The organism is Serratia sp. CY52157 (genome assembly GCF_052168495.1).
In the GTDB taxonomy this organism is placed as follows: Bacteria; Pseudomonadota; Gammaproteobacteria; order Enterobacterales; family Enterobacteriaceae; genus Serratia; species Serratia ureilytica.
Map to the genome: position 1 here is coordinate 945,605 of NZ_JBJNMO010000001.1, position 22,632 is coordinate 968,236.

Genomic DNA, 22,632 nt, shown 5'->3' on the forward strand with positions numbered 1-22,632 from the left:
CGAGTCAATTGCCTAACCATGAACGGGCGGCCGGGTTGATGCCCGGTCAGCTTTTGGGAGGGATCGCGACGGTCATGCGTTCACCCACCAGAGTAATCGCAATGCCTTCCGCACACTCTTTCTGAATGGCCGCCAGTTGTTGAGCCTCCAGCGCATAAGGCAACTGAATATCAAACACCGCCAGGCCCTGCTGCTGCGCCAGGTCAATCAGGCGCACGATGTTGGTTTCATCGCTGACCTGCGTCGACACCACCTGCAGCGCCAACTCTTTTAACTGCTCTTTGCGCGTTTGCGAGGTGGTCACGCGCGATTTCAACACCATGCCGAAGATCGGCATCACACCATAAATAGCATCAACAAAGCGCCAGTGCTTCCTGCACGATGCGGACAGAAAATCCATATAGTCGAAACAGATTTTCTCACTGCGCGCGATGGATGCAAGGTGATTGCTGTTCATCCCCTCATTCCTCTCATGGCCAGTGTTAACCCGTGGTCTTTCAAGCCGCCGCCGGGGGCAACCTGAAATGCATTGGGGATCTTATATCCAGAAATGGATAATCATGCGAAGCTTTAACGACTTTCCGCCGTATGATGGCATAATTCCCCTATTGTTTGCCAGTCTGTCCAGGAGCTTTAATCAATGGAACACCACAACTCCGCCCCGGTGCTGATTACCGGCGGCGCACGGCGCATAGGGCTGGCGCTCGCCAGAGCGTTTCTCCAGCGCGGCGTTCCGGTCATCATCGCCTACCGCAGCGAATATCCGGCGATGGCCGAGTTGAAAGCCTTGGGCGCCTGCTGCATTCAGGGCGATTTTTCCACCCATGAAGGCATTTATCGTTTCGCCGATCAGGTGCGGCAGGCCGCGCCCAAGCTGCGCGCGGTGATCCACAACGCCAGCGCCTGGCAGGCGGAGTCACCGGAGGTGCCACCGGAACAGGTCATGGCGGCGATGCTGCAAATTCACGTCTACACGCCCTATTTGCTCAATCAACTGCTCGAGTCCTGCCTGACAGGCCAGGGCCAGGCCGGCGCCGACATTATCCATCTGACCGACTATGTGGTGGAAAAAGGCAGCGACAAGCATATCGCCTACGCCGCCAGCAAAGCCGCGCTGGACAACATGACCCGGTCGTTCGCCCGCAAATTGGCGCCCGAAGTCAAAGTCAACGCCATCGCGCCGGCGCTGATCATCTTCAATCCGGGCGACGACGAAGCTTATCGTCGGCAGGCGCTGGCGAAGTCGCTGATGAAGGTCGCGCCGGGCGAGAGCGAAGTGGTCAATCTGGTGAACTACCTGCTGGAGAGCCGCTACGTCACCGGCCGCACCCACGGCGTCGACGGCGGGCGGCCGTTGCGCTGACGCAAAGATCCGCTTGGCGCAACCTCGCGGGCCGCGCTATGCTGAAATCCGCTTTTCTTATTAAAACACGGGCATATGCATAAAATTGTTTTTGTGGAAGACGATCCTGAAGTCGGCAAACTGATCGCCGCCTATCTGGGCAAACACGATATCGAGGTGCTGATCGAACCGCGCGGCGACAGCGCGCAGGCACGCATCGAGCGCGAGCAACCCGACCTGGTGCTGCTGGACATCATGTTGCCCGGCAAAGACGGCATGACGCTGTGCCGCGATCTGCGCCCCACCTTCCCCGGCCCGATCGTGCTGCTGACCTCGCTCGACAGCGACATGAACCATATCCTGTCGCTGGAGATGGGCGCCAACGACTATATCCTGAAAACCACGCCGCCGGCGGTGTTGCTGGCGCGCCTGCGTTTGCATCTGCGTCAACACAGCCAGCAGCCGAAAGAAGAGTCGGCTCAGCCGCTTACCCAGCATAACGCGCTGCATTTCGGGCTGCTGTGCATCGATCCGGTCAACCGTCAGGTTACGCTGGGTGAGGAAACCATCACCCTGTCCACCTCGGATTTCGATCTGCTGTGGGAGCTGGCGACCCACGCCGGGCAGATCATGGATCGCGAGGCGCTGCTGCAAAACCTGCGCGGCGTGAGCTACGACGGCATGGACCGCAGCATCGACGTGGCGATCTCCCGCCTGCGCCGCAAACTGTACGACAACGCGCTGGAGCCTTTCCGTATCAAGACGGTGCGCAACAAGGGCTATCTGTTCGCCCCTAACGCCTGGGCATCGGTGCAACAATGAGAAAACTTTTCGTCCAGTTCTTCCTGTTGCTGTTCGTCTGTTTTCTGGTGATGGCGATGCTGGTCGGCCTGGTGTACAAGGTGACCGCCGAGCGCGCCGGCCGCCAGTCGATGGACGATTTGATGAAAAGCTCGCTGTACCTGATGCGCAGCGAGCTGCGCGAAATCCCGCTGAAGGACTGGAACAAGACTATCGCCACGCTGGATCTCAATCTGTCGTTCAAGCTTCATATCGAACCGCTCGGCAAACAGGAACTGAACGAGGATCTGAAAAAGCGGCTGCGGCTGGGTGAAATCATCGCCCTCGACGATCAGTACACCTTTATGCAACGCATTCCGCGCAGCCACTATGTGTTGGTGGTCGGCCCCATTCCTTATCTGTTCTATCTGCACCAGATGCGTCTGCTGGATCTGGTGTTGCTGGTGTTTATCGGCATGTCGCTGGCGCTGCCGGTGTTTCTGTGGATGCGGCCGCACTGGCAAGACCTGCTCAAACTGGAAAACGCCGCTCAGCGGCTCGGCGCCGGGCATCTGGATGAACGTACCCACTTCGATCCCACTTCCAGCCTGAGCCGGCTCGGCGTGGCGTTCAACCAGATGGCCGACAACGTCAACACCCTGATCGCCAGCAAGAAACAGCTGATCGACGGCATCGCCCACGAGCTGCGCACGCCGCTGGTGCGCCTGCGCTATCGGCTCGAGATGAGCGATAACCTGTCCGAAGGCGAGCAGCAGGCGCTGAACCGCGATATCGGCCAACTGGAGTCGCTGATCGACGAGCTGCTGACCTATGCCCGCCTGGATCGGCCGCAGGTTGCGTTAAACATTGAACCCATCGATCTGCCAAAGTGGCTGGATGACAAGGTCGATGATATCCGCCTTATCCATCAGGAACGCGACATCCAGCTCGACATCCCGCACGTCGGCGACTTCGGCGGCGTCGATCTGCGCCTGATGGAGCGCGTACTCGATAACCTGGTCAACAACGCGCTGCGCTATTCCGAACAGCGCCTGCGCGTTGGGCTGTGGTTCGACGGCGACCTCGCCTGTTTGCAGGTCGAAGATGACGGGCCGGGTATCCCGCCGGAAGAGCGCGAGCGGGTATTCGAGCCTTTCGTTCGCCTCGATCCCAGCCGCGATCGCGCCACCGGCGGCTGCGGGCTGGGGCTGGCCATCGTCCATTCCATCGCCGTCGCCTACCAGGGACAGGTGTTCGTCGAAGGCAGTTCGCTCGGCGGCGCCAGCTTCCGTTTCTGCTGGCCGGTGAAGCCGACATTCAGTTTAAAAGCCGATCTGGCGTAACACCGCCGGACCCTTCTCATTGGAGCCGAATAATAATGACATCTGCACATTCCAACACGTCTGCTTACGATCACCTGCGCGCGCTTTTTAGCCGGCTGTCGCGTTTCGGCCACCTGTCCGCCATCGCCGGTTGGGACATGCAAACCATGATGCCGCCGGGCGGCAGCAAGGCGCGCTCCGAAGCCCTGGCCGAATTGAGCGTGCTGCAGCACCAGATTTTAACGGCACAAAGCACCGGCGCGCTGTTGGATCGCGCGCAGCAAGAGACGCTGGACGAGATCGACCGCGCCAACCTGCGCGAAATGCGCCGCCAGTATGAAGACGCGGTGCTGCTGCCGGCGTCGCTGGTCGAAGCCAAATCGCTGGCCGGCGCCCGCTGTGAACACGCCTGGCGCGCCCAGCGCCCGGCCAACGACTGGGATGGCTTCGCGGAGAATCTGCGCGACGTGGTCAAACTCAGCCGGGAAGAGGCGCAGATCCGCGCGCAGGCGGCCGGCACCAGCCGTTACGATGCCCTGCTCAACCTGTATGAGCCGGGCATGCGCAGCAGCGATCTCGATCGCATCTTCGGCGATTTGAAAACCTGGCTGCCGGATTTGCTGCAGCGCGTGGTGGCCAAACAGGCCAATGAACCCTGCCTGGCGCCTCAGGGCCCGTTCAATGTGGACACCCAGCGCCAGCTGAGCCTGAGCGTGATGAAGCTGCTCGGTTTCAACTTCGACAACGGCCGCGTCGACGTCAGCGCCCACCCGTTCTGCGGCGGCGTGCCGGAGGATGTGCGCATTACCACGCGTTACAACGAGAAAGAGTTCCTGACCGCGCTGCTCGGGATCGTACACGAGACTGGCCACGCCCGTTACGAACAGAACCTGCCGCGCGATCTGCTTGGCCAACCGGTCGCCCTGGCCCGCTCCACCGCCATCCACGAATCGCAGAGCCTGCTGTTCGAAATGCAGCTGGCGCGCGGCAATGAATTCCTGAAAATCTTGCGTCCGCTGGTTACCGCGCAGTTTGGCGAACAGCCGGCGCTGGAAGAAGCCAACTTCATTCGCCTCAACCAGCGGGTGAAACCGGGCCTGATCCGCGTCGACGCCGACGAGGTGAGCTATCCTGCCCACGTCATCCTGCGCTACGAAATTGAAAAAGCGCTGATCGAAGGCGAGATCGAAGTGGAGGACATTCCGGCGCTGTGGAATGAAAAGATGCACGCTTACCTGGGCCTCGATACCATCGGCAACTACCGCAACGGTTGCATGCAGGATATCCACTGGACCGACGGCGCCTTCGGCTACTTCCCGACTTATACCCTCGGCGCGATGTACGCCGCGCAGCTGTTCCACAGCGTGCGTCAGGCCCTGCCTTCGCTAAACGAGGACATCGCCGCCGGCAATCTGCAGCCGTTGTTCCACTGGTTGCAGCATAACATCTGGCGCCACGGCAGCCGTTTCCCGACCGACACGCTGATCGCCAATGCAACCGGTGAAGCGCTCAATCCGCGCTACTTCCGCCAGCATTTGGAAAACCGCTACCTGTAATCTCTCCCCGTGCGCGGCTACGGCCGCGCCCTTTTCCTCTGCTTGACCTAATAATGTTACATAGCGCGCTTTCCTTGCCGGCAACGCCTTGGCTACAGGGTGGCGGGTTGCTACTCACCAATAGTATGTTGTAACTAAAATCATAAACAGCAGCGCCCCTATCTGTCTCTCATCCCAGCGCATGACGGGCGATCATCGTCACCAGTTGTGGTCTCAACGCGGCGGGCAGATCATGCCCCATGCCCGGCATAATCTGCAATCTGGCGTTGGCGACGGCTCGAGCGATCGCCACCCCGCCGGCCTTGCGCACCAGCCGATCGCGATCGCCGTGAATCACCAGCGTCGGCGCGGCGATGCGCCGACTGTAACGCCGCAGATCGCCGCTGCCGAGCAGCGCGGAAAGTTGCCGCTGCATGCCCTCAGGATCCACGCCCCGCTTCAGCAACCGCTTCACCAGGACATCCAGCTCCGCCTCCTCCGGCGGATAAGTCGCGGTGCCAAGCGCGCGCAGAAAGGCCTTCATCCCTTCCTGGCGCTGCTGCAGCGTCATATCGGCGGCAGGCCGGCGCACCAGCAACCACAGCAGCGAAGGCGCCGGCGGCGGTAACAGCGGTTGATTGGTGCTGGAAAACAAGATGCATAACGAGGCGACGCGCTGCGGGTATTCGGCGGCCAACACCTGGGCGATCATCCCCCCCATCGAGGCGCCAAGGACATGAGCCTGAGGAATGCGTAAATGATCGAGCAGATGCGCTGCGTCCGTCGCCATATCCGCCAGAGTATAAGGCACCGGCGTTTGCCAGCCGAGCTGGGCACGCAACATCAACAGCCACAGCGGCGTCTTGCGCCGCGCCCGCGTTTTACCGGAAAGGCCGACGTCGCGGTTGTCGTAGCGGATCACCCGAAATCCCTTGGCGACCAGAGCACGGCAGAAATCGTCAGGCCACAGCAAAAGCTGCGCGCCGATGCCCATGATTAACAACAGCGGCGGATGCGCCTCATCGCCCCAGTCTTCATAGGCCAGCGGCACCTCACCCTGTTCCGTCACGCCACAACGAACCGTTATCTCGTTCATTTTAAATCCCTTTTATCGAGCCTGACGGTCATTATAGCAGCAATCCCTCCTGCCGCCGCCGCCCTGTACATTAGGTTACAAGCCGAAACCAATCACTCACGGAAAGCCGGACGCCGTTTGCCTACTATCATCTCAACGGCCCCGCAGTGGGGTTGATACCCAAAAGTCATGTTGAGGATTCTGCGATGAAAAAAGTATTAGCTCTGGTTGTTGCCGCTGCAATGGGTCTGTCTTCCGTGGCTTTCGCTGCCGAGGCTGCCACCACTACCGCACCTGCGGCTACCGCAACCACCGCCACCGCTGCGCCGGCTAAAGCTCAGATGAAACACCACGGCAAGAAAGCCCCGGTACAGAAAGCTCAGGCGGCCAAAAAGCATCACAAGAAAGCCGGCAAAAAAGCCCCGGCGCAAAAAGCCCAGGCGGCTAAAAAGCACCACAAGAAAGCCAGCCACAAAAAAGCGTAATGTCGTGAGGTTCCCCTCACCGCTTCAGGCTTGACGTGCACGACACCCGGTTCACCGGGTGTTTTTTCATCCGGGGGGTTCTCATTGATGCTGCGCCGCTACCTGTTCGAGATCGTTCTGACCGCCCTGATCCTCTGTGGACTGATCGCCGTCTTTTTTTATCTGTAGCCTGTCGCCTCGCCGGCGGGAAATTATTGAAAAATCAGTTATTGCCCATCCACATGGCTGCTAAATCAGTCTATAGTTAGCATTCAGTGTGTTTATGGATGATCCGTATTTGTCAGGCAAGAGATCTATGCGCATATCCGTTTTACTGTTGCTGTGCTCACTCCCGCTCATCGCCTCCCAGGCGGCACGCGCCGACGGCCCGTCCAAGGCCGAGCAAACGCGTCTGTTTTTCGGCAAAGATGAACGAATCAAGGTCACGGATACCGCCGCCCAGCCGTGGCAAGCCATCGGCCAGGTCGAAACCGCCAGCGGCAATCTGTGTACCGCCACGCTGATCTCCCCACACCTGGCGCTGACCGCCGGCCATTGCGTGCTGGCGCCGCCGGGACAATTGGATAAAGCCGTCGCCCTGCGCTTCGTGGCGGGCGATAAATCATGGCAGTATCAAACCGACAATATTGAAACCCTGGTCGACAGCAAACTGGGCAAAAAACTGAAACCGGACGGCGACGGCTGGATCGTGCCGCCCGCCGCCGCCGCTTATGACTTTGCGCTGATCCGGCTGAAAGACAAAACGCCGCTGCCGATCGCCCCGCTGCCGCTGTGGCAAGGCGACAGCAAGGCGTTGACTCAGGCCCTGAAACAGGCCAAACGGCTGATCACCCAGGCGGGCTACCCGGAGGACCATCTGGATGACCTCTACAGCCACCAAAACTGCAAGGTGACCGGCTGGGCCCAGCAAGGGGTGCTGTCGCACCAGTGTGATACCCTGCCCGGCGACAGCGGCTCACCGCTGCTGCTGAAAACCGCCGACGGCTGGCAGCTGATCGCCATCCAGAGTTCGGCACCGGCGGCGAAAGATCGTTACCGCGCCGATAACCGCGCTCTGGCGGTGCCCGGCATCCGCGAGGCGCTGGACGCCCTGGCGGCAGGCAAGTAGCTCTCGCAACGGCGCATCAAGCGCCGTTGCTGTTTCTCTGTTCCCTGAATTTCAACTTGCGCTGCGCCGGCCGTTTGCCGGCCGGCGCGCCTGAGCTTAGCCCGAAAGCTGTTCGATGGTTTGCAGAATGCGCTTGTCGGAGATCGGGTAAGGTGTGCCCAGCTGCTGCGCGAACAGGCTGACACGCAGTTCTTCAATCATCCAGCGCACCGCTTTCACCTCTTCCTCCTGCTGTCGCTTCGGCGGCAGCTTGTTCAGCCACTGCTGCCACGCCTGCTGCACCTGCTCCACCCGCAGCATCTGCGCGCGATCGCGGTGCGGATCGATAGCCAGTTTCTCCAATCGGCGTTCGATCGCCTGCAGGTAGCGCAGCGTGTCCGGCAGCCGTTTCCATCCGTTGCCGGTGACGAAGCCGCGGTAGACCAGCCCGCCGAGCTGGGTCTTGATGTCCGACAGCGCCAGCGCCAACGACATGTCCACCCGGCCTTTCAGCCGTTTGTTGATGTTGAAGACCGCCGTCAGGATCTGTTCAACCTGCTTGGCCACCTCAACGACCGTGTCGTTCAGCTCGGCGCGGATCTGCTCCTGCAACCGTGCAAAGTCTTCCTCCTGCCAAACCGGGCCGCCGTGTTCGGCGATCAGTTTGTCGATGCCGCACGAAATGCAGTCGTCGATCAGCTCCAGCACCTTGCCGTACGGGTTGAAATAAAGCCCCAGCTTGGCCTTGTTCGGCAGCTTTTCATGCAGATATTTGATCGGCGAAGGAATATTCAACAACAGCAGGCGGCGCGTGCCCTGCCACATCGCCTGTTGCTGTTCGCTTTCGCTGTCGAACAGGCGGATTGCCACGCTGTCCTTTTCATCCACCAGCGCCGGATAGGCTTTCATCGAATAGCCGCCGCGCTTCTGCTCGTAGAACGCCGGCAATTGGCCAAAGCTCCAGACATGCAGGTTGCTCTGCTCCAGTCCGTCATCGGCCACCGCCGACAGCGTCTCCTGCACCTTCTCTTTCAACTGCAGGCGCAGGGCGGCCAGATCTTTGCCTTCGCGCAGCGTCTGGTTTTTCTCGCCCACCACGCGGAAAGTCATTTTCAGGTGATCGGGCACCTGATCCCACTGCCAGTCATCACGTGACACGGTCACGCCAGTCATGCGCCGCAGCTCGCGCTCCAGCGCGTCAAGCAGCGGCAATTCCAGCGCCGTTACGCGGCCAAGGAACGCTTCGGCGTAGTTCGGCGCTGGCACGAAGTTGCGACGCACCGGTTTCGGCAACGATTTGATCAGCGCGATCACCAGTTCACGGCGGATGCCGGGGATCTGCCATTCGAACCCCTGCTCCTCCACCTGATTGAGGATCGGCAGCGGGATGTGCACCGTCACGCCGTCGGCGTCAGTGCCTGGTTCAAACTGATAGCTCAGCCGCAGTTTGAGGTTGCCCTGATGCCAGAAGTTCGGGTAATCCAGCGCGCTGATCTTGTTGGCGCCATCCTTGATCAGCATCTCTTTTTCGAAGTTCAGCAGGTCGGGCTGCTGTTTGGCGGCGATCTTCCACCAGCTGTCGAAATGACGGCCGGACACCACGTCGTTGGGGAGACGGCGATCGTAGAAGCCGAACAGCGTTTCGTCGTCCACCAGAATGTCGCGGCGACGCGACTTATGCTCCAGCTCTTCCACTTCGGCGCGCAGCTTTTGGTTTTCGCGGAAGAAAGCATGGCGCGTCTGCCAGTCGCCCTCCACCAGCGCATGGCGGATAAACAGCTCGCGGCACAGCAGCGGATCGATGGCGCCGTAATTGACCTGGCGCGCCGCGACGATCGGCAGACCGAACAACGTGACCTTTTCGCTGGCCATCACCGCCCCCTGCGACTTCGACCAGTGCGGTTCGCTGTAGCTGTGTTTCACCAGGTGCTGAGCCAGCGGCTCGATCCATTCCGGTTCGATGCGCGCGGCGATGCGCCCCCACAGGCGGCTGGTTTCCACCAGTTCGGCCACCATGGTCCACTTCGGCGGCTTCTTGAACAGGCCGGAGCCGGGGAAGATCGAGAAGCGGGCGTTGCGCGCGCCGGTGTATTCCTGCTTGTCCGCATCCTTCTGGCCGATGTGCGACAACAGGCCGGTCAGCAGCGCGGTGTGGACGCTGCGGTAGTCGGAAGGCGTGCTGTTGATCGGCAGCCCCAGCTCTTTCACCACCTGGCGCAGCTGGGTATAGATATCCTGCCACTCGCGCACCCGCAGGTAGTTGAGAAAATCGTTGCGGCACAGCCGGCGGAACTGGCTGGAGGAGTTCGCCTTTTGCTGCTCCTGCAGATAATCCCACAGGTTGACGAACGCCAGGAAGTCCGAGTCTTTGTCGGCGAAGCGGCGGTGTTTTTCATCCGAGGCCTGCTGCTTGTCCATCGGGCGCTCACGCGGATCCTGAATCGACAGCGCGGCGGTGATGATCATCACCTCGCGCACGCTGCCGCTCTTCTGCGCTTCCAGCACCATGCGCGCCAGACGCGGGTCGATCGGCAACTGCGCCAGCTGCCGGCCCTGCGGCGTCAGCTGATAGTGGCCGTTATCGGCGGTGGTGATCGCCCCCAGCTCTTCCAGCAGGCGCACGCCATCTTGAATGTTGCGTTTGTCCGGCGCCTCGACGAACGGAAACGCGGCGATGTCGCCCAGCCCCAGCGAGGTCATCTGCAGAATGACCGACGCCAGGTTGGTGCGCAGAATTTCCGGATCGGTAAACGCCGGCCGCGAGAGAAAATCCTGTTCGGAGTACAGACGGATGCACACCCCCTCCGACACGCGGCCGCAGCGCCCTTTACGCTGATTGGCGGAGGCCTGTGACACCGGCTCGATCGGCAGGCGCTGCACCTTGGTGCGGAAGCTGTAGCGGCTGATGCGCGCGGTGCCCGGATCGATGACGTATTTGATGCCCGGCACCGTCAGCGAGGTTTCCGCCACGTTGGTGGCCAGCACGATGCGGCGGCCGTGGTGCGACTGGAACACCCGGTTCTGCTCGCTGTTCGACAGGCGCGCATACAGCGGCAGCACCTCGGTGTGCGGCAAATTGAGGCGGTTCAAAGCGTCGGCGGTATCGCGGATCTCGCGCTCGCCGCTCATGAAGATCAGAATGTCGCCCGGCCCTTCGCGCCCAAGCTCATCTACCGCATCGAAAATCGCCTGCAGCTGGTCGCGATCGGTATCGTCGCCGTCGTCGACCACCGGGCGGTAGCGCACCTCCACCGGGTAGGTGCGGCCGGAAACCTCGATGATCGGCGCATTGTTGAAGTGGCGCGAGAAACGCTGCGGATCGATGGTCGCCGAGGTGATGATCACCTTGAGATCCGGGCGCTTCGGCAGCAGTTCGCGCAGGTAACCAAGAATAAAGTCGATATTCAGGCTGCGCTCGTGCGCTTCATCGATGATCAGCGTGTCGTACTGCATCAGCAGGCGATCCTGCTGAATCTCCGCCAGCAAAATGCCGTCGGTCATCAGCTTGACCAGGGTGTTTTCCCCTACCTGATCATTGAAGCGCACCTTGTAGCCCACGCTGCCGCCGAGCGGGGTTTCCAGCTCGTCGGCGATGCGGTTGGCGACGGTGCGCGCCGCCAGGCGGCGCGGCTGGGTATGGCCGATCAGCCCTTTCACCCCACGCCCCAGCTCCAGACAGATCTTCGGCAACTGGGTGGTTTTCCCCGAGCCGGTCTCACCGGCGACGATCACCACCTGGTGGTCGCGGACAGCGTTTAAGATGTCCTGCTTTTTCTGGCTGACCGGCAGGCTTTCCGGATAGGTAATGCGCGGGCAAGACGCGGCGCGCGCCTGCACTTTTTGCCGCGCCGTCGCGATGTCGCTTTCCACTTCGGCGGCGACCGCCAGCTGGGCATCGGGATTTTTGATTTTTCGTGCGCCCTGCAGGCGACGACGCAGGCGTTGTTGATCGCGGAGCATCAGCTCGCCCAGTTGGGCCGGCAGTGCCTCGAGCGGAGATTTCACGTTCGGTGTTCCTTGTTTCATCGTGGCCAAGACCAGGCTTAGCAACGGTTTAATGTTTTTTTAGCGATTTTTTTGCTTTAGCCGCACAGCCTATCACAAACGGCTTTTTCCCCCTACTTTCGCGAGTAACGCCTCGGCAGGTTATTCAATAAAATCGAACGAAGATCTCGAAATATTGCGCTATCACTGTTGGGGGAATGTGAATAGCATGTAGTTCATGCAAGGGACGCTGAGTCCTGATGTCACTGTCACAACGTAAGGAATTATCGATGAGCAACGTATTGGTTCTGAAATCAAGCATCCTGGCGACCTACTCTCAGTCTAACCAACTGGCCGATTTCTTCGTAGAGCAATGGAGCAACGCCCACAGCGGCGACACCATCACCGTGCGCGATCTGGCCGCACAGCCAATCCCGGTGCTGGACGGCGAGCTGGTTGGCGCGCTGCGTCCTTCCGATGCTCCGTTGACTCCGCGTCAACAAGAAGCGCTGGCCCTGTCGGACGAACTGATCGCCGAGCTGCAGGCCAATGACGTCATCGTGATCGCCGCACCGATGTACAACTTCAACATCCCGACCCAGCTGAAAAACTATTTCGATCTGGTCGCCCGCGCCGGCGTGACCTTCCGTTACACCGAAAACGGTCCGGAAGGCCTGGTGAAAAACAAACGCGCCGTGATCCTGACCAGCCGCGGCGGCATTCATAAAGGCACCCCAACCGACCTGGTGGAACCTTACCTGCGTCTGTTCCTGGGCTTCATCGGCATCACCGACGTAGAGTTCGTCTTCGCGGAAGGCATCGCCTACGGTCCGGAAGTGGCGACCAAAGCACAGGAAGACGCCAAAGCGGCCCTGTCTCAGGTGGTTGCCGCGTAAAAGCCTGCGCAGGGGCGCCATGCCCCTGCCGGACAAGAGGCAAGCCTTGTCAAACCTGCACTACCCTCATAATAATCATCTATCCGTATCATTCAGCGCGCCAGACGGCGCGCTTTTTTTTACTTCTTCAGCCACTGGCCGTTGATGCCGCGCACATACTCGCCGCTCTGCGCCCGCGTCACCAGCTTCTGGCCGGCCATGCGCGCCACTTCATCAACGGCGATATGGTTGCCGTCCGCCACTTCCTGATACTTCTCGGCGCGGCCGGCGTTGATGCGCTTCACCAGCGCCAAAGTTTCGGCGTCCTGCTGCACCGGCGCGATGTAGCCGCTCAGGGTTTCCCCCACCCGCCCTTGCTGCTTCGCCTCATCCAGCGTCAGCGCCATCGCCACGCCGCTGAACAGCCAGGCGGCGCCGGCCAACCACAAATAACGTTTTTTCATGTCGGCTCCTAGAACAGACCGCTTTGGGTTTTCAGCAGGTTTTCGACGTCCTTATCCACCTTGATATGAATTTCATGTTCGATCTTGACGTTCATATTGATGGTGATCGGATCCTTAGGCGTCGCCACCTCGATGCGCGGCACGCAGCCGCTCAGCAGCGAAACGCACAGCACCGCTGCCAGCGTCGACACACTCATGATTTTCATTGTTGCTCCCCAGGTTGTGAGAGGGCCTGCTCCAGCCACTCCTGTAAATTGTCGCCGAAGCGCAAACTGCGCCACAGCTGAAACACGTTTTCCTGATGGCGATAGTTCAGGATCACCTCGCGCTTGGCGCTTTTCTGCGGGTTGATGCCGTCGATGCGCGCGCTCAGCGTCAGCTCGCCCAGGTTGTCGAGATCGACCCGGGCTTGCGAACGGTTGATTTCCATGTAGCGCAGCCAGTCGATCGCCGCGCCGGTCGCCAGGTTGTTGCTGCCGATGGCGTCGGCCATGTCTTTGTCCAGGCGCAGCGTCAACGTGCCGGCGTTGGCGATCCAGCCGTTTTGCACCAGCCACTTCGGATGGTTCAAGAACAGCGGCAACTCGCCGTCGACGCGGCCGGACATGGCGAACTGCTTCGGTTTCAGGGCGGTAAACAGCGCGCTGAGATCGACCTTGTCCAGCTTCAGCACCGCGGCGTCATGCTGCGGCAACCGCAGCGCCGACAGGCTGATATGCCCGTTGAGCATGTCCACGCCGACGTTGCTCAACGTCAGCGGCTGCCCTTCGCTATAAGGGTAGGTGCCCTGCAAATCGGCGGAAATGTTCTGCATCTCGAACAGGTTGGTGAAAGACTTGATGCGCAGCGATACCGGCTGTTTAGCTCCCAATTGCCAGTGATGCTGCTTGAACCGGTACGACAGGATGAAATCCAGGCCGCTCATCTCCCCGTCCTTCAGCCACATGCCGCCGTTTTTGACCACCCAGTGGCCACCGGCCTCGAACCCTTGTTCGCGGGCGGCGGAAAACGCCGACTGCGCGTAAAACTCGCCGTCGCGCAGCGTGAGATTGAGATCCGGCGCCAGCAGCGGTTGGAAGACCTTCAGCGACTGTTTCGGCCACCAGCCTTCGCCGCGCAGACGTTCGCCGTCCCAACGGCCGCGCAGCGCGATCGGACCGATCTGTTGCGCCTGCAGCTTGCCCTGCATCTGGAAACTGTCCGGCGAACGGCCGTTCACCTGCAGCGCCAGCACCGGCGCCGGCAGATAGCCGCCATCGCTGAAGCTGACTTTATCCGCCGCCAGCTGCAGCTCACCGTTGAACTGCGGGCTTTGTTCATCACGCCGCCAGCGCAGCGGCTGGTTGAGGCTCAAGCGCGGCGCGGCGACCGTCACCAGGCCGTACTTCAACTTATCGAAGCCGGTGGAGAGTTTATCGAGCACCAACTCGCTGTCGCGCCAGCTGCCGCTGCCGGCCACGTCCCAGGCGGCCTGCAGCGGCGGCAAGCGGCCATTGCCCCAGTAGCGCCATTGCCAGTGGCCCTTGTCCGGCCAGAAATCCTGCGCCTGGCCGTCCAGATGCAGCTTGAAGCGGCCCCAGTAACTGTCGCTGGCGCTCAAAATCGCCTGCAGGCGGCCGGTAATACCGGCGGCGGTCACCTTCACGCCCGCCAGCGGCAAACGCGCCTCTTCCAGCGTCATTTCCGGCGTCACCTTGCCCCACAGGCGCAGCAACGAACCCGGCTGCAGAACCAGTGTCGGATTGAGAATGCTGCCGCCGAGCACGCCCGGGATCGACGCGGTAGCGGAGAAGTCGGCCAGATTGGCCTGGCCGGTCAGTTGGAACCGCAGATCGCTGTCGGTCAGCCCCACCTTGCCCGGCCCGAGGGTGAGCACCGCATTGCCCTTGCCGTTGTGGCCGGCCGTGATCACGTTCAGCCGCGCGCTGATCTCCGTTTCATCCAGTCCCTTGCTCCAGTCGTGCAGCGCGATGCTGAGGCCTCCGTTCAACGGCTGTCCGCTGTAGGGCCAACGCCACTCGCCCTGCTTGATGCTGACCCGCTGCGGGGTCACTTCCCACGGCAGCACCGCCAGCGGCCGATCGTCGCCTTTCTCGCTCACCGTCAACACGCCCTGCTGCTGTTGCCAGCGCATATCCAGCAAAACCGGTTTTTCCAGATAGGCCGTCTGCATTTCACCCTGCAGCGCGCCCTGCGTGGGCAGGCTGGCCAGATCCAGCGGAATGGTTATCTTGCCGGCGAGGCGCAGCGGTTGCGCGCTGTTGGGCGGAATGACGGTCAGGCTGTGCAACGTCAGCTGTTGTTTTTCATCCAGCTGCGCCTCGGCGCTGAGATTCGGCCCCCGATAATGCAGACGTTGCCCGTCAGAGCCGGAGGAAAGCTGCAGCTTCCCGGCATAACGCTGCCAGGGAATGAGCGTGAGGTCATGAATGGTGAGATCCAGCGGCGGCAGCTGCCGCTGCAGTTGATCGAGCGCAAGCGGCGCGCTGTTGGCGTCGCCGCCCGGCAGTTTTGACAAACAGGCGCTATCGACGCTGACCTTATCGCTCGACAGCTGCCAGCGGCCTTGCCGATAAGCCAGCCGCGTCGGCCCGACGCTGGCCAGCAGACAATCTTGCGCGGTGAAACGCGCCCCCGCCAACGTCAGGCCGCCCTGGCGCCAATGCAATTTGCCCTGCAACTCCAGTCGGCTTCCCGCCGGCAACCAATGCGATAACACCCCCGGCAGCCAGCGCGGCAAGGTTTGCCACAACGCCAGCACCAGGATTGCGCAGCCCGCCACCGTCCCTATGAATACTTTCAATCGCCTGGTCATTAAATGATTGCTTCGTTCCTGTGTTAGGCATTGGTTAAGTCTATGCCTGAATTGACAATAATGATGGCACGAATTTGACATAGGGTGAAGCTGAGCGCGGTCGCAGAGGCGATTTGCACCCTTTTGGCGCAAGCGCGCGCGGAGTTGTAGATTTTCGTTACATATACATCACATAAATAGGACAGTTTTCAGACTTTTGTTATTGTTGTTACCGTTGATGATTAATAGTCTTGCAAGCATTCTAATAAAAGTTTAGCTGCTAGCTAACTGTGTACTAGAGAAGCCATTCCCCACACCCCCGTGGGGATTTTTTTGTCGCCCGCCTCACCGTCGCCTTCCCTTCACCGCCGCCAGCCCACAGCAGCCCTGCAGCGTGGCTAACCAATTGTCGAATTTACTAAAATCTGTTAAATTGATCACAAAATCACGGTGGAGAAACCACGATGAAATTGGCGATATACAGCACCAAACAGTATGACCGTAAATATCTCGAACTGGTGAATCAGCAGTTTGGCTATGAGCTGGAATTCTTCGACTTTTTACTCAGTAAAAAAACCGCCAAAACGGCCGCCGGTTGCAAGGCGGTGTGTATCTTCGTCAACGACGACGGTAGCCGTGAAGTGCTCGAAGAACTGGCGGCGCTGGGCGTCGAAATTCTCGCCCTGCGCTGCGCCGGTTTTAATAACGTCGATTTGGACGCCGCCAAAGCGCTGGGCATCAAGGTAGTGCGCGTGCCGGCCTACTCGCCGGAAGCCGTGGCGGAACACGCGGTAGGCATGATGATGTGCCTGAACCGCCGTATTCACCGCGCATATCAACGCACCCGCGACGCCAATTTCTCTCTCGAAGGGCTGATCGGCTTTAACATGCACAATCGCACCGCCGGCGTGATCGGCACCGGTAAAATCGGCGTGGCGACGATGCGCATTCTCAAAGGCTTCGGCATGAAGCTGCTGGCTTACGATCCGTTCCCGAGCGAACAGGCGCTGGAACTGGGCGCAGAGTATGTCGACCTGAAAACGCTGTACGCGCAATCCGACGTAATCACCCTGCACTGCCCGCTGACGCCGGAAAACCACCATCTGCTGAATGCCGACGCCTTCGCGATGATGAAAAACGGCGTAATGGTGATCAACACCAGCCGCGGCGCGCTGATCGACTCTACCGCCGCCATCGACGCGTTGAAGCAACAAAAAATCGGCGCGCTCGGGATGGACGTCTACGAGAACGAACGCGATCTGTTCTTTGAAGACAAGTCTAACGACGTGATTCAGGATGACGTGTTCCGCCGCCTGTCGGCCTGCCACAACGTGCTGTTCACCGGCCATCAGGCTTTCCTGACCGAAGAGGCGCTGACCAGCATTTCGCAAACCACGCTGCAGAACATCAGCCAGTTGGATCGCGGCGAAGCCTGCCCGAACCAGTTGAACGCGTAAATGGCATCTCGGGGCGCCCCTTGCGGCGCCCTGTTTATTTGAGAGCGCGACGATGAGAACAACGATGGCCGCCCTTGCGGCGCTGGTCTTGGGGGGATGCAGCATGAAACCACCCGCGACCGTTACGCCCGGCGATCTGATGCATCATAATTTCGTGTTGCAGAGTGTCGATGGCGAAGCGGCAAAATCTCCAACGGGCGGCGTCCTGCTCAATCTGGAGTTCGGCGAGAACCTGCATGTGTCCGGCGCGATGTGCAACCGCTTTTTCGGCCAGGGGCAATTACGCGACGGCGTACTGACGGTAAAACCGTTGGCCTCGACGCGCAGGCTGTGCCCTGATGAGCAGCGCAATCGCTGGGATCGGGTGATCGGCACCGTGCTGGAAAACGGCGCCGAAGTGACGCTGAGCGCGCAGCAGCTGACGCTCAACGGCAGCGGCCACACGCTGGTTTATGCCCTGCGCGACTGGGTATATTGATTCTGGACGCCAGGCCTGGCGCCGTGGGCTTACCCGGCGCAGCTGCCCAGGCCCAGCGTGCGTTCCTCACACTGTTTGCCGTTCGGCATCTGGCACATGCGCAACGCTTCACCGTTCAAGTTGTGCGCGATGGTGGTGACGCCGCCGACCGCCGCGCAACCGGCGCTGGTCTGCAACGTATTGATTCTGGCACTGTTGCCCTGCTGTAGTGGCTCTTCGTTGTTGCTGCTGCAGGCGGCTAAAAGCAGCACGGCGCTGGCAAGCAGCCATTTTGATGTCGTCATTATCCCACTCCTGAACCCGGAACTGCGCTGTGTAAAATCGCCATTGCCGATAACGCGCGTCACTTGGCGGACACGTTTCGCTATCTTTGATGCAAACTTGTTTAATCTAGCTCGATATATAAATAATGAAAATATATTCCGGCCATTATTTGTGGTTTTTTTGCACCGGCTGGACATTTATTTTGTTTGCAGAATATTTCCGCCCCCATTGCGGGAGGTTAAACGTGACAGCGGCCCCCACCGCCTGCCCCGGCCGCAGAGAGAAAGTGATAACGTCACCGTTGCCGGCGACGGGGTTTCTTCGCATGATATCGGTATTAATTAACCCCGCGTGCTTTCGGCGTGACGGCGCATTTTTTGCTACCGGAGAGGATGATATTTGCGTCTATGCTGACGGCGCTAACTAATTAGCATTCCACTATTTTCAGTGAATGATGGCTGAATTCTTCAACCGGCGCGACTTGCTGTCACGCCGGCTTTTTTTACATCAAAATAACATTCAGTGCACAGAGGCTTTAGACAGTAAATTAATTACCAGCACGCCGGCAATAATTAATCCCATGCCGACAATCGCCGGCCAATCCAATTTTTGCTGATAAACGAATACCGCCGCGACCGACACCAGCACGATCCCCATGCCCGACCAAATCGCATACACAATGCCCAGCGGCATGCTCTTGACCACCATCGACAGCCCCCAAAACGCCACGCCGTAGCCCAGCACCACCAGCAGCGACGGCCACAGACGGGTAAAGCCCTCGGAGGCTTTCAACATGGTGGTGGCGATCACTTCCGCGACTATCGCCATCGTCAAATACATAAATCCGCTCATGGTTTTCTTCTGTCAGTTTACCGATGCGTAATTATGACGCGCCGGAAATAAATTGTCTTTAAACGGCGAAAACAATTTATTGAAGTGAGCTCAACCGACGATGCAAATAGCGATGCTGGATACGCTTGCCGATTTATCGCCCGCCACACAAATGCGATAAAGCCGCGTTCAAACCCTCTGTTAGACTTTTTTCCATTACTGCGAAAGTGCGCTTTCGCGGCTTTGTGAGCAATGAAAAGGTAATGTCGATGATAACTACAGATGGTAATAATGCAGTCGCTTCCGTGGCCTATCGCACCAACGAAGTGATTGCCATCTACCCTATCACGCCAAGTTCCACCATGGCGGAGCAGGCGGACGCCTGGTCCGGCGATGGCCGGCAAAACATCTGGGGTGATATCCCGCGAGTGGTGGAAATGCAGTCGGAGGGCGGCGCGATCGCCACCGTGCACGGCGCCTTGCAGACCGGCGCGCTGTCCACCTCGTTCACCTCATCGCAGGGTCTGCTGCTGATGATCCCGACGCTGTACAAACTGGCCGGCGAGCTGACGCCGTTTGTGCTGCACGTCGCCGCGCGCACCGTGGCCACGCACGCGCTGTCAATCTTCGGCGATCACTCTGACGTGATGGCGGTGCGCCAGACCGGCTGCGCCATGCTGTGCGCCGGCAGCGTGCAGGAAGCGCAGGATTTCGCGCTGATCTCGCAGACCGCCAGCCTCAACGCGCGCCTGCCGTTCATCCACTTTTTCGACGGGTTCCGCACCTCGCACGAGATCAATAAAATCGTACCGCTCAGCGACGATACGTTGCGGCACATGCTGCCGCAGGCGGCGATCGACGCCCACCGCCGCCGGGCGCTGTCGCCGGATCATCCGGTGGTGCGCGGCACTTCCGCCAACCCTGACACCTATTTCCAGTCGCGCGAGGCCACCAACCCTTGGTATGACGCCGCCGACCAGCACGTGATCGACGCCATGGAGGCCTTCGCCGCCCTCACCGGCCGCCACTACCGGCCGTTCGACTATTATGGCCACCCGCAAGCCGAACGCGTGGTGGTGGTGATGGGCTCCGCCGCCGGCACCTGCGAAGAGGTGATCGACACCCTGCTGACCCGCGGCGAAAAAGTCGGCGTGCTGAAAGTGCGGCTGTTCCGGCCGTTCTCCGCCAAACACCTGCTCGGCGCGCTGCCGGACAGCGTGCGCAGCGTCGCGGTGCTCGATCGCACCAAAGAACCGGGCGCGCTGGCCGAGCCGCTGTATCTGGACGTGATGACCGCGCTGGCGGAAGCCTACAGCCGGGGCGAGCGCGCCACGCTGCCGAGAGTGATCGGCGGCCGTTACGGCCTGTCGTCGAAGGAGTTCGGCCCGGACTGCGCGCTGGCGGTGTTTCGCGAGCTGGCCCAGCCGCAGCCGCGCCCGCGCTTCACCATCGGCATCTTCGATGACGTCACCGGCCTTTCGCTGCCGCTGAGCGACGAAGTCCTGCCGCAGCGCGCCTCGCTGGAAGCGCTATTCTACGGTTTGGGCAGCGACGGCTCGGTCTCGGCCACCAAGAACAACATCAAAATCATCGGCAACGCCACGCCGCTGTATGCGCAGGGCTATTTCGTCTACGACTCCAAAAAGGCCGGCGGCCTGACGGTCTCGCACCTGCGCGTCAGCGAGCAGCCGATCAATTCGGCCTATCTGGTCAGCCAGGCGGATTTCGTCGGCTGCCACCAGCTGCAGTTTATCGATAAGTACCAGATGGTTGAGCGCCTCAAACCCGGCGGCACCTTCCTGCTCAATACCCCTTACGGCGCCGACGAAGTCTGGTCGCGCCTGCCGCAGGAGGTACAGGCGCTGTTGCATCAACGCCAGGCGCGTTTCTACATCATCAACGCCGCCAAGCTGGCGCGTGAATGCCGGCTCGGCGCGCGCATCAACACCGTCATGCAGATGGCGTTTTTCCATCTGACGCAGATCCTGCCGAGCGACGTGGCGCTGCAACAGCTGCAGGACGCCATCGCCCGCAGCTACAGCAGCAAAGGACAGGAGATCGTCGAGCGCAACTGGCAGGCGCTGGGCGCCACCCGCGGCGCGCTGATTGAAATCCCGCTGCAGCCGGTCGACGACAGCAGCCCGATGCGCCCGCCGGTGGTCTCGGACGCCGCGCCTGACTTCGTCAAAACCGTTACCGCCGCGATGCTGGCCGGACTGGGCGATGCGCTGCCGGTTTCCGCCTTCCCGCCGGACGGCACCTGGCCGGTGGGCACCACCCAATGGGAAAAGCGCAACATCGCCGAAGCGATCCCGGTCTGGCAGCCCGACCTGTGCACCCAGTGCAACCATTGCGTCGCCGCCTGTCCGCACTCCGCCATTCGCGCCAAGGTCGTGCAGCCGGCGGAGATGGAACACGCCCCCGCCTCCCTGCAGTCGCTGGATGTCAAAGCGCGCGATATGCGTGGGCAAAAATACGTGCTGCAAGTGGCGCCGGAGGATTGCACCGGCTGTAACCTGTGCGTCGAGGTCTGCCCGGCGAAAGATCGCCAGAACCCGGAGATCAAGGCCATCAATATGGCCTCACGCCTCGATAATCTGACGGCGGAAAAAGACAACTACGATTTCTTCCTGCAGCTGCCGGAAATCGATACGGCGCAGCTGGAACGCATCGACATTCGCACCTCGCAGCTGATCACGCCGCTGTTCGAGTACTCCGGCGCCTGCTCCGGCTGTGGCGAAACGCCGTACATCAAGCTGTTGACCCAGCTCTATGGCGACCGTTTGCTGATCGCCAACGCCACCGGCTGTTCGTCGATCTACGGCGGCAACCTGCCGACCACGCCGTACACCACCAACGCCGAAGGGCGCGGGCCGGCATGGGCCAACTCGCTGTTCGAAGACAACGCCGAATTCGGCCTGGGCTTCCGTTTGACGGTCGATCAACATCGCGCGCGGGTGCTGCGCCTGCTGAATTCGCTGGCGCCGCAGCTGCCGGAGCAGTTGGTCAATGCCTTGCAGATGGAAGACGTGGCGTCGGAGCCGCGCCGTAAGCAAATCGCCGAACTGCGCGCGCTGCTGGCGAGTATTGAAGGTGAAGATGCGCGCCAGCTGGCGACCGACGCCGACTATCTGGTGGATAAATCCATCTGGCTGATCGGCGGGGACGGCTGGGCCTACGACATCGGCTTCGGCGGTTTGGATCACGTCCTCAGCCTGACGGAGAACGTCAACGTGCTGGTGCTCGACACCCAATGCTACTCCAACACCGGCGGCCAGCAGTCGAAGGCCACGCCGCTCGGCGCGGTGACCAAATTCGGCGAGCACGGCAAGCGCAAGGCGCGCAAGGATCTGGGCGTCAGCATGATGATGTACGGCCATGTTTACGTTGCGCAGATCTCGCTGGGGGCGCAGCTCAACCAGACGGTGAAAGCGATTCAGGAGGCCGAGGCCTATCCGGGGCCGTCGCTGATCATCGCTTACAGCCCGTGCGAAGAGCACGGCTACGATCTGGCGCTCAGCCACGATCAGATGAAACAGCTGACCGCCACCGGCTTCTGGCCGCTGTACCGCTTCGATCCGCGCCGCAGCGCCGAGGGCAAGACCGCATTGGCGCTGGATTCGCGGCCGCCGAACAGCAACCTGTCGGAAACGCTGCTGAAAGAACAGCGTTTCCGCCGCCTGAACGCGCAGCAGCCGGAGGTAGCCAGCGCGCTGTATCAGGCCGCCGAGAAAGAGCTGAAGGAGAAATACGATTTCCTCAGCCTGCTGGCCGGCAAGGCGGAAAAGTCCGCCGCTGAGTAACCTCCCTCAGGGCGCGAGCGATTCGCGCCCTGATCTTTTACCGCTGACGTAAGGCT

18 protein-coding genes are annotated in these 22,632 nt (G+C 60.6%); 10 read left to right on the plus strand and 8 right to left on the minus strand.

What is annotated here, in order from left to right; genetic code table 11:
- Positions 1 to 46: 46 nt before the first annotated feature.
- On the minus strand, positions 47 to 457 hold the full coding sequence (locus ACJ8IP_RS04490) for a hypothetical protein (RefSeq protein WP_033643211.1): 411 nt from the start codon (positions 455 to 457) through the stop codon (positions 47 to 49).
- A gap of 183 nt (positions 458 to 640) precedes the next feature.
- On the opposite strand from ACJ8IP_RS04490, the gene folM reads away from it, so the two are divergent.
- The 4 genes from folM (at position 641) to ACJ8IP_RS04510 (ending at position 5,000) form a co-directional block, all read left to right on the plus strand.
- Positions 641 to 1,363: a dihydromonapterin reductase gene (folM, locus tag ACJ8IP_RS04495; protein WP_033643212.1), complete on the plus strand. Its 723-nt coding sequence runs from the start codon at positions 641 to 643 to the stop codon at positions 1,361 to 1,363.
- 75 nt (positions 1,364 to 1,438) lie between these two features.
- Positions 1,439 to 2,164 (plus strand): two-component system response regulator RstA, encoded by a 726-nt coding sequence (gene rstA, locus ACJ8IP_RS04500; protein WP_042784624.1) that lies wholly within the window; start codon positions 1,439 to 1,441, stop codon positions 2,162 to 2,164.
- The gene (gene rstB / locus ACJ8IP_RS04505) at positions 2,161 to 3,465 is read left to right on the plus strand and encodes a two-component system sensor histidine kinase RstB (RefSeq protein WP_442524322.1); all 1,305 of its coding nucleotides are present in this window, start codon (positions 2,161 to 2,163) and stop codon (positions 3,463 to 3,465) included. The genes rstA and rstB overlap by 4 nt, the downstream gene beginning before the upstream one ends.
- 35 nt (positions 3,466 to 3,500) lie before the next feature.
- Positions 3,501 to 5,000 (plus strand): carboxypeptidase M32, encoded by a 1,500-nt coding sequence (locus tag ACJ8IP_RS04510; RefSeq protein ID WP_033650292.1) that lies wholly within the window; start codon positions 3,501 to 3,503, stop codon positions 4,998 to 5,000.
- A gap of 169 nt (positions 5,001 to 5,169) precedes the next feature.
- Here ACJ8IP_RS04510 and ACJ8IP_RS04515 read toward each other — a convergent pair whose 3' ends face one another.
- Positions 5,170 to 6,075, minus strand: coding sequence for an alpha/beta fold hydrolase (locus ACJ8IP_RS04515; protein WP_442524323.1), 906 nt, complete (start codon positions 6,073 to 6,075; stop codon positions 5,170 to 5,172).
- Positions 6,076 to 6,260: 185 nt separating this feature from the next.
- Between ACJ8IP_RS04515 and asr the strand changes: the two genes are divergently transcribed.
- Entirely contained in the window at positions 6,261 to 6,539 is a 279-nt protein-coding gene (asr, locus tag ACJ8IP_RS04520) for an acid resistance repetitive basic protein Asr (protein ID WP_164057205.1), read from the plus strand.
- Positions 6,540 to 6,834: 295 nt separating this feature from the next.
- The gene (locus tag ACJ8IP_RS04525) at positions 6,835 to 7,647 is read left to right on the plus strand and encodes a trypsin-like serine peptidase (protein ID WP_033650290.1); all 813 of its coding nucleotides are present in this window, start codon (positions 6,835 to 6,837) and stop codon (positions 7,645 to 7,647) included.
- A gap of 96 nt (positions 7,648 to 7,743) precedes the next feature.
- On the opposite strand, the gene hrpA is transcribed toward ACJ8IP_RS04525, so the two are convergent.
- A complete protein-coding gene (gene hrpA, locus ACJ8IP_RS04530; RefSeq protein ID WP_164106217.1) occupies positions 7,744 to 11,631 on the minus strand; it encodes an ATP-dependent RNA helicase HrpA in 3,888 nt (1,295 codons plus the stop codon).
- Positions 11,632 to 11,900: 269 nt separating this feature from the next.
- Here hrpA and azoR point away from each other — a divergent pair, with 269 nt between their 5' ends.
- Positions 11,901 to 12,506 (plus strand): FMN-dependent NADH-azoreductase, encoded by a 606-nt coding sequence (gene azoR, locus ACJ8IP_RS04535; protein ID WP_015377994.1) that lies wholly within the window; start codon positions 11,901 to 11,903, stop codon positions 12,504 to 12,506.
- A gap of 119 nt (positions 12,507 to 12,625) precedes the next feature.
- Here azoR and ACJ8IP_RS04540 read toward each other — a convergent pair whose 3' ends face one another.
- The 3 genes from ACJ8IP_RS04540 to ACJ8IP_RS04550 are packed head-to-tail and all read right to left on the minus strand — an operon-like array spanning position 12,626 to position 15,764.
- Entirely contained in the window at positions 12,626 to 12,949 is a 324-nt protein-coding gene (locus tag ACJ8IP_RS04540) for a YdbL family protein (protein WP_164106216.1), read from the minus strand.
- Positions 12,950 to 12,957: 8 nt separating this feature from the next.
- Entirely contained in the window at positions 12,958 to 13,155 is a 198-nt protein-coding gene (locus tag ACJ8IP_RS04545; protein WP_025302979.1) for a YnbE family lipoprotein, read from the minus strand.
- On the minus strand, positions 13,152 to 15,764 hold the full coding sequence (locus tag ACJ8IP_RS04550; protein ID WP_442524324.1) for a YdbH family protein: 2,613 nt from the start codon (positions 15,762 to 15,764) through the stop codon (positions 13,152 to 13,154). The genes ACJ8IP_RS04545 and ACJ8IP_RS04550 overlap by 4 nt, the downstream gene beginning before the upstream one ends.
- Before the next feature lie 443 nt (positions 15,765 to 16,207).
- On the opposite strand from ACJ8IP_RS04550, the gene ACJ8IP_RS04555 reads away from it, so the two are divergent.
- Both ACJ8IP_RS04555 and hslJ read left to right on the plus strand, forming a co-directional pair.
- Positions 16,208 to 17,200, plus strand: a complete 993-nt coding sequence (locus ACJ8IP_RS04555) for a 2-hydroxyacid dehydrogenase (protein ID WP_033650287.1) — start codon at positions 16,208 to 16,210, stop codon at positions 17,198 to 17,200.
- 52 nt (positions 17,201 to 17,252) lie between these two features.
- The gene (gene hslJ, locus ACJ8IP_RS04560; RefSeq protein WP_033643221.1) at positions 17,253 to 17,678 is read left to right on the plus strand and encodes a heat shock protein HslJ; all 426 of its coding nucleotides are present in this window, start codon (positions 17,253 to 17,255) and stop codon (positions 17,676 to 17,678) included.
- 29 nt (positions 17,679 to 17,707) lie between these two features.
- Here hslJ and ACJ8IP_RS04565 read toward each other — a convergent pair whose 3' ends face one another.
- Together ACJ8IP_RS04565 and ssmE are read right to left on the minus strand one after the other, a co-directional pair.
- Positions 17,708 to 17,962, minus strand: coding sequence for a DUF333 domain-containing protein (locus ACJ8IP_RS04565; RefSeq protein ID WP_164106214.1), 255 nt, complete (start codon positions 17,960 to 17,962; stop codon positions 17,708 to 17,710).
- Between the two features lie 499 nt (positions 17,963 to 18,461).
- Positions 18,462 to 18,794, minus strand: coding sequence for a multidrug efflux SMR transporter SsmE (gene ssmE / locus ACJ8IP_RS04570; protein ID WP_033632935.1), 333 nt, complete (start codon positions 18,792 to 18,794; stop codon positions 18,462 to 18,464).
- A gap of 248 nt (positions 18,795 to 19,042) precedes the next feature.
- Here ssmE and nifJ point away from each other — a divergent pair, with 248 nt between their 5' ends.
- Positions 19,043 to 22,576 (plus strand): pyruvate:ferredoxin (flavodoxin) oxidoreductase, encoded by a 3,534-nt coding sequence (gene nifJ, locus ACJ8IP_RS04575; protein WP_164106213.1) that lies wholly within the window; start codon positions 19,043 to 19,045, stop codon positions 22,574 to 22,576.
- The last annotated feature ends 56 nt before the right edge of the window (positions 22,577 to 22,632 follow it).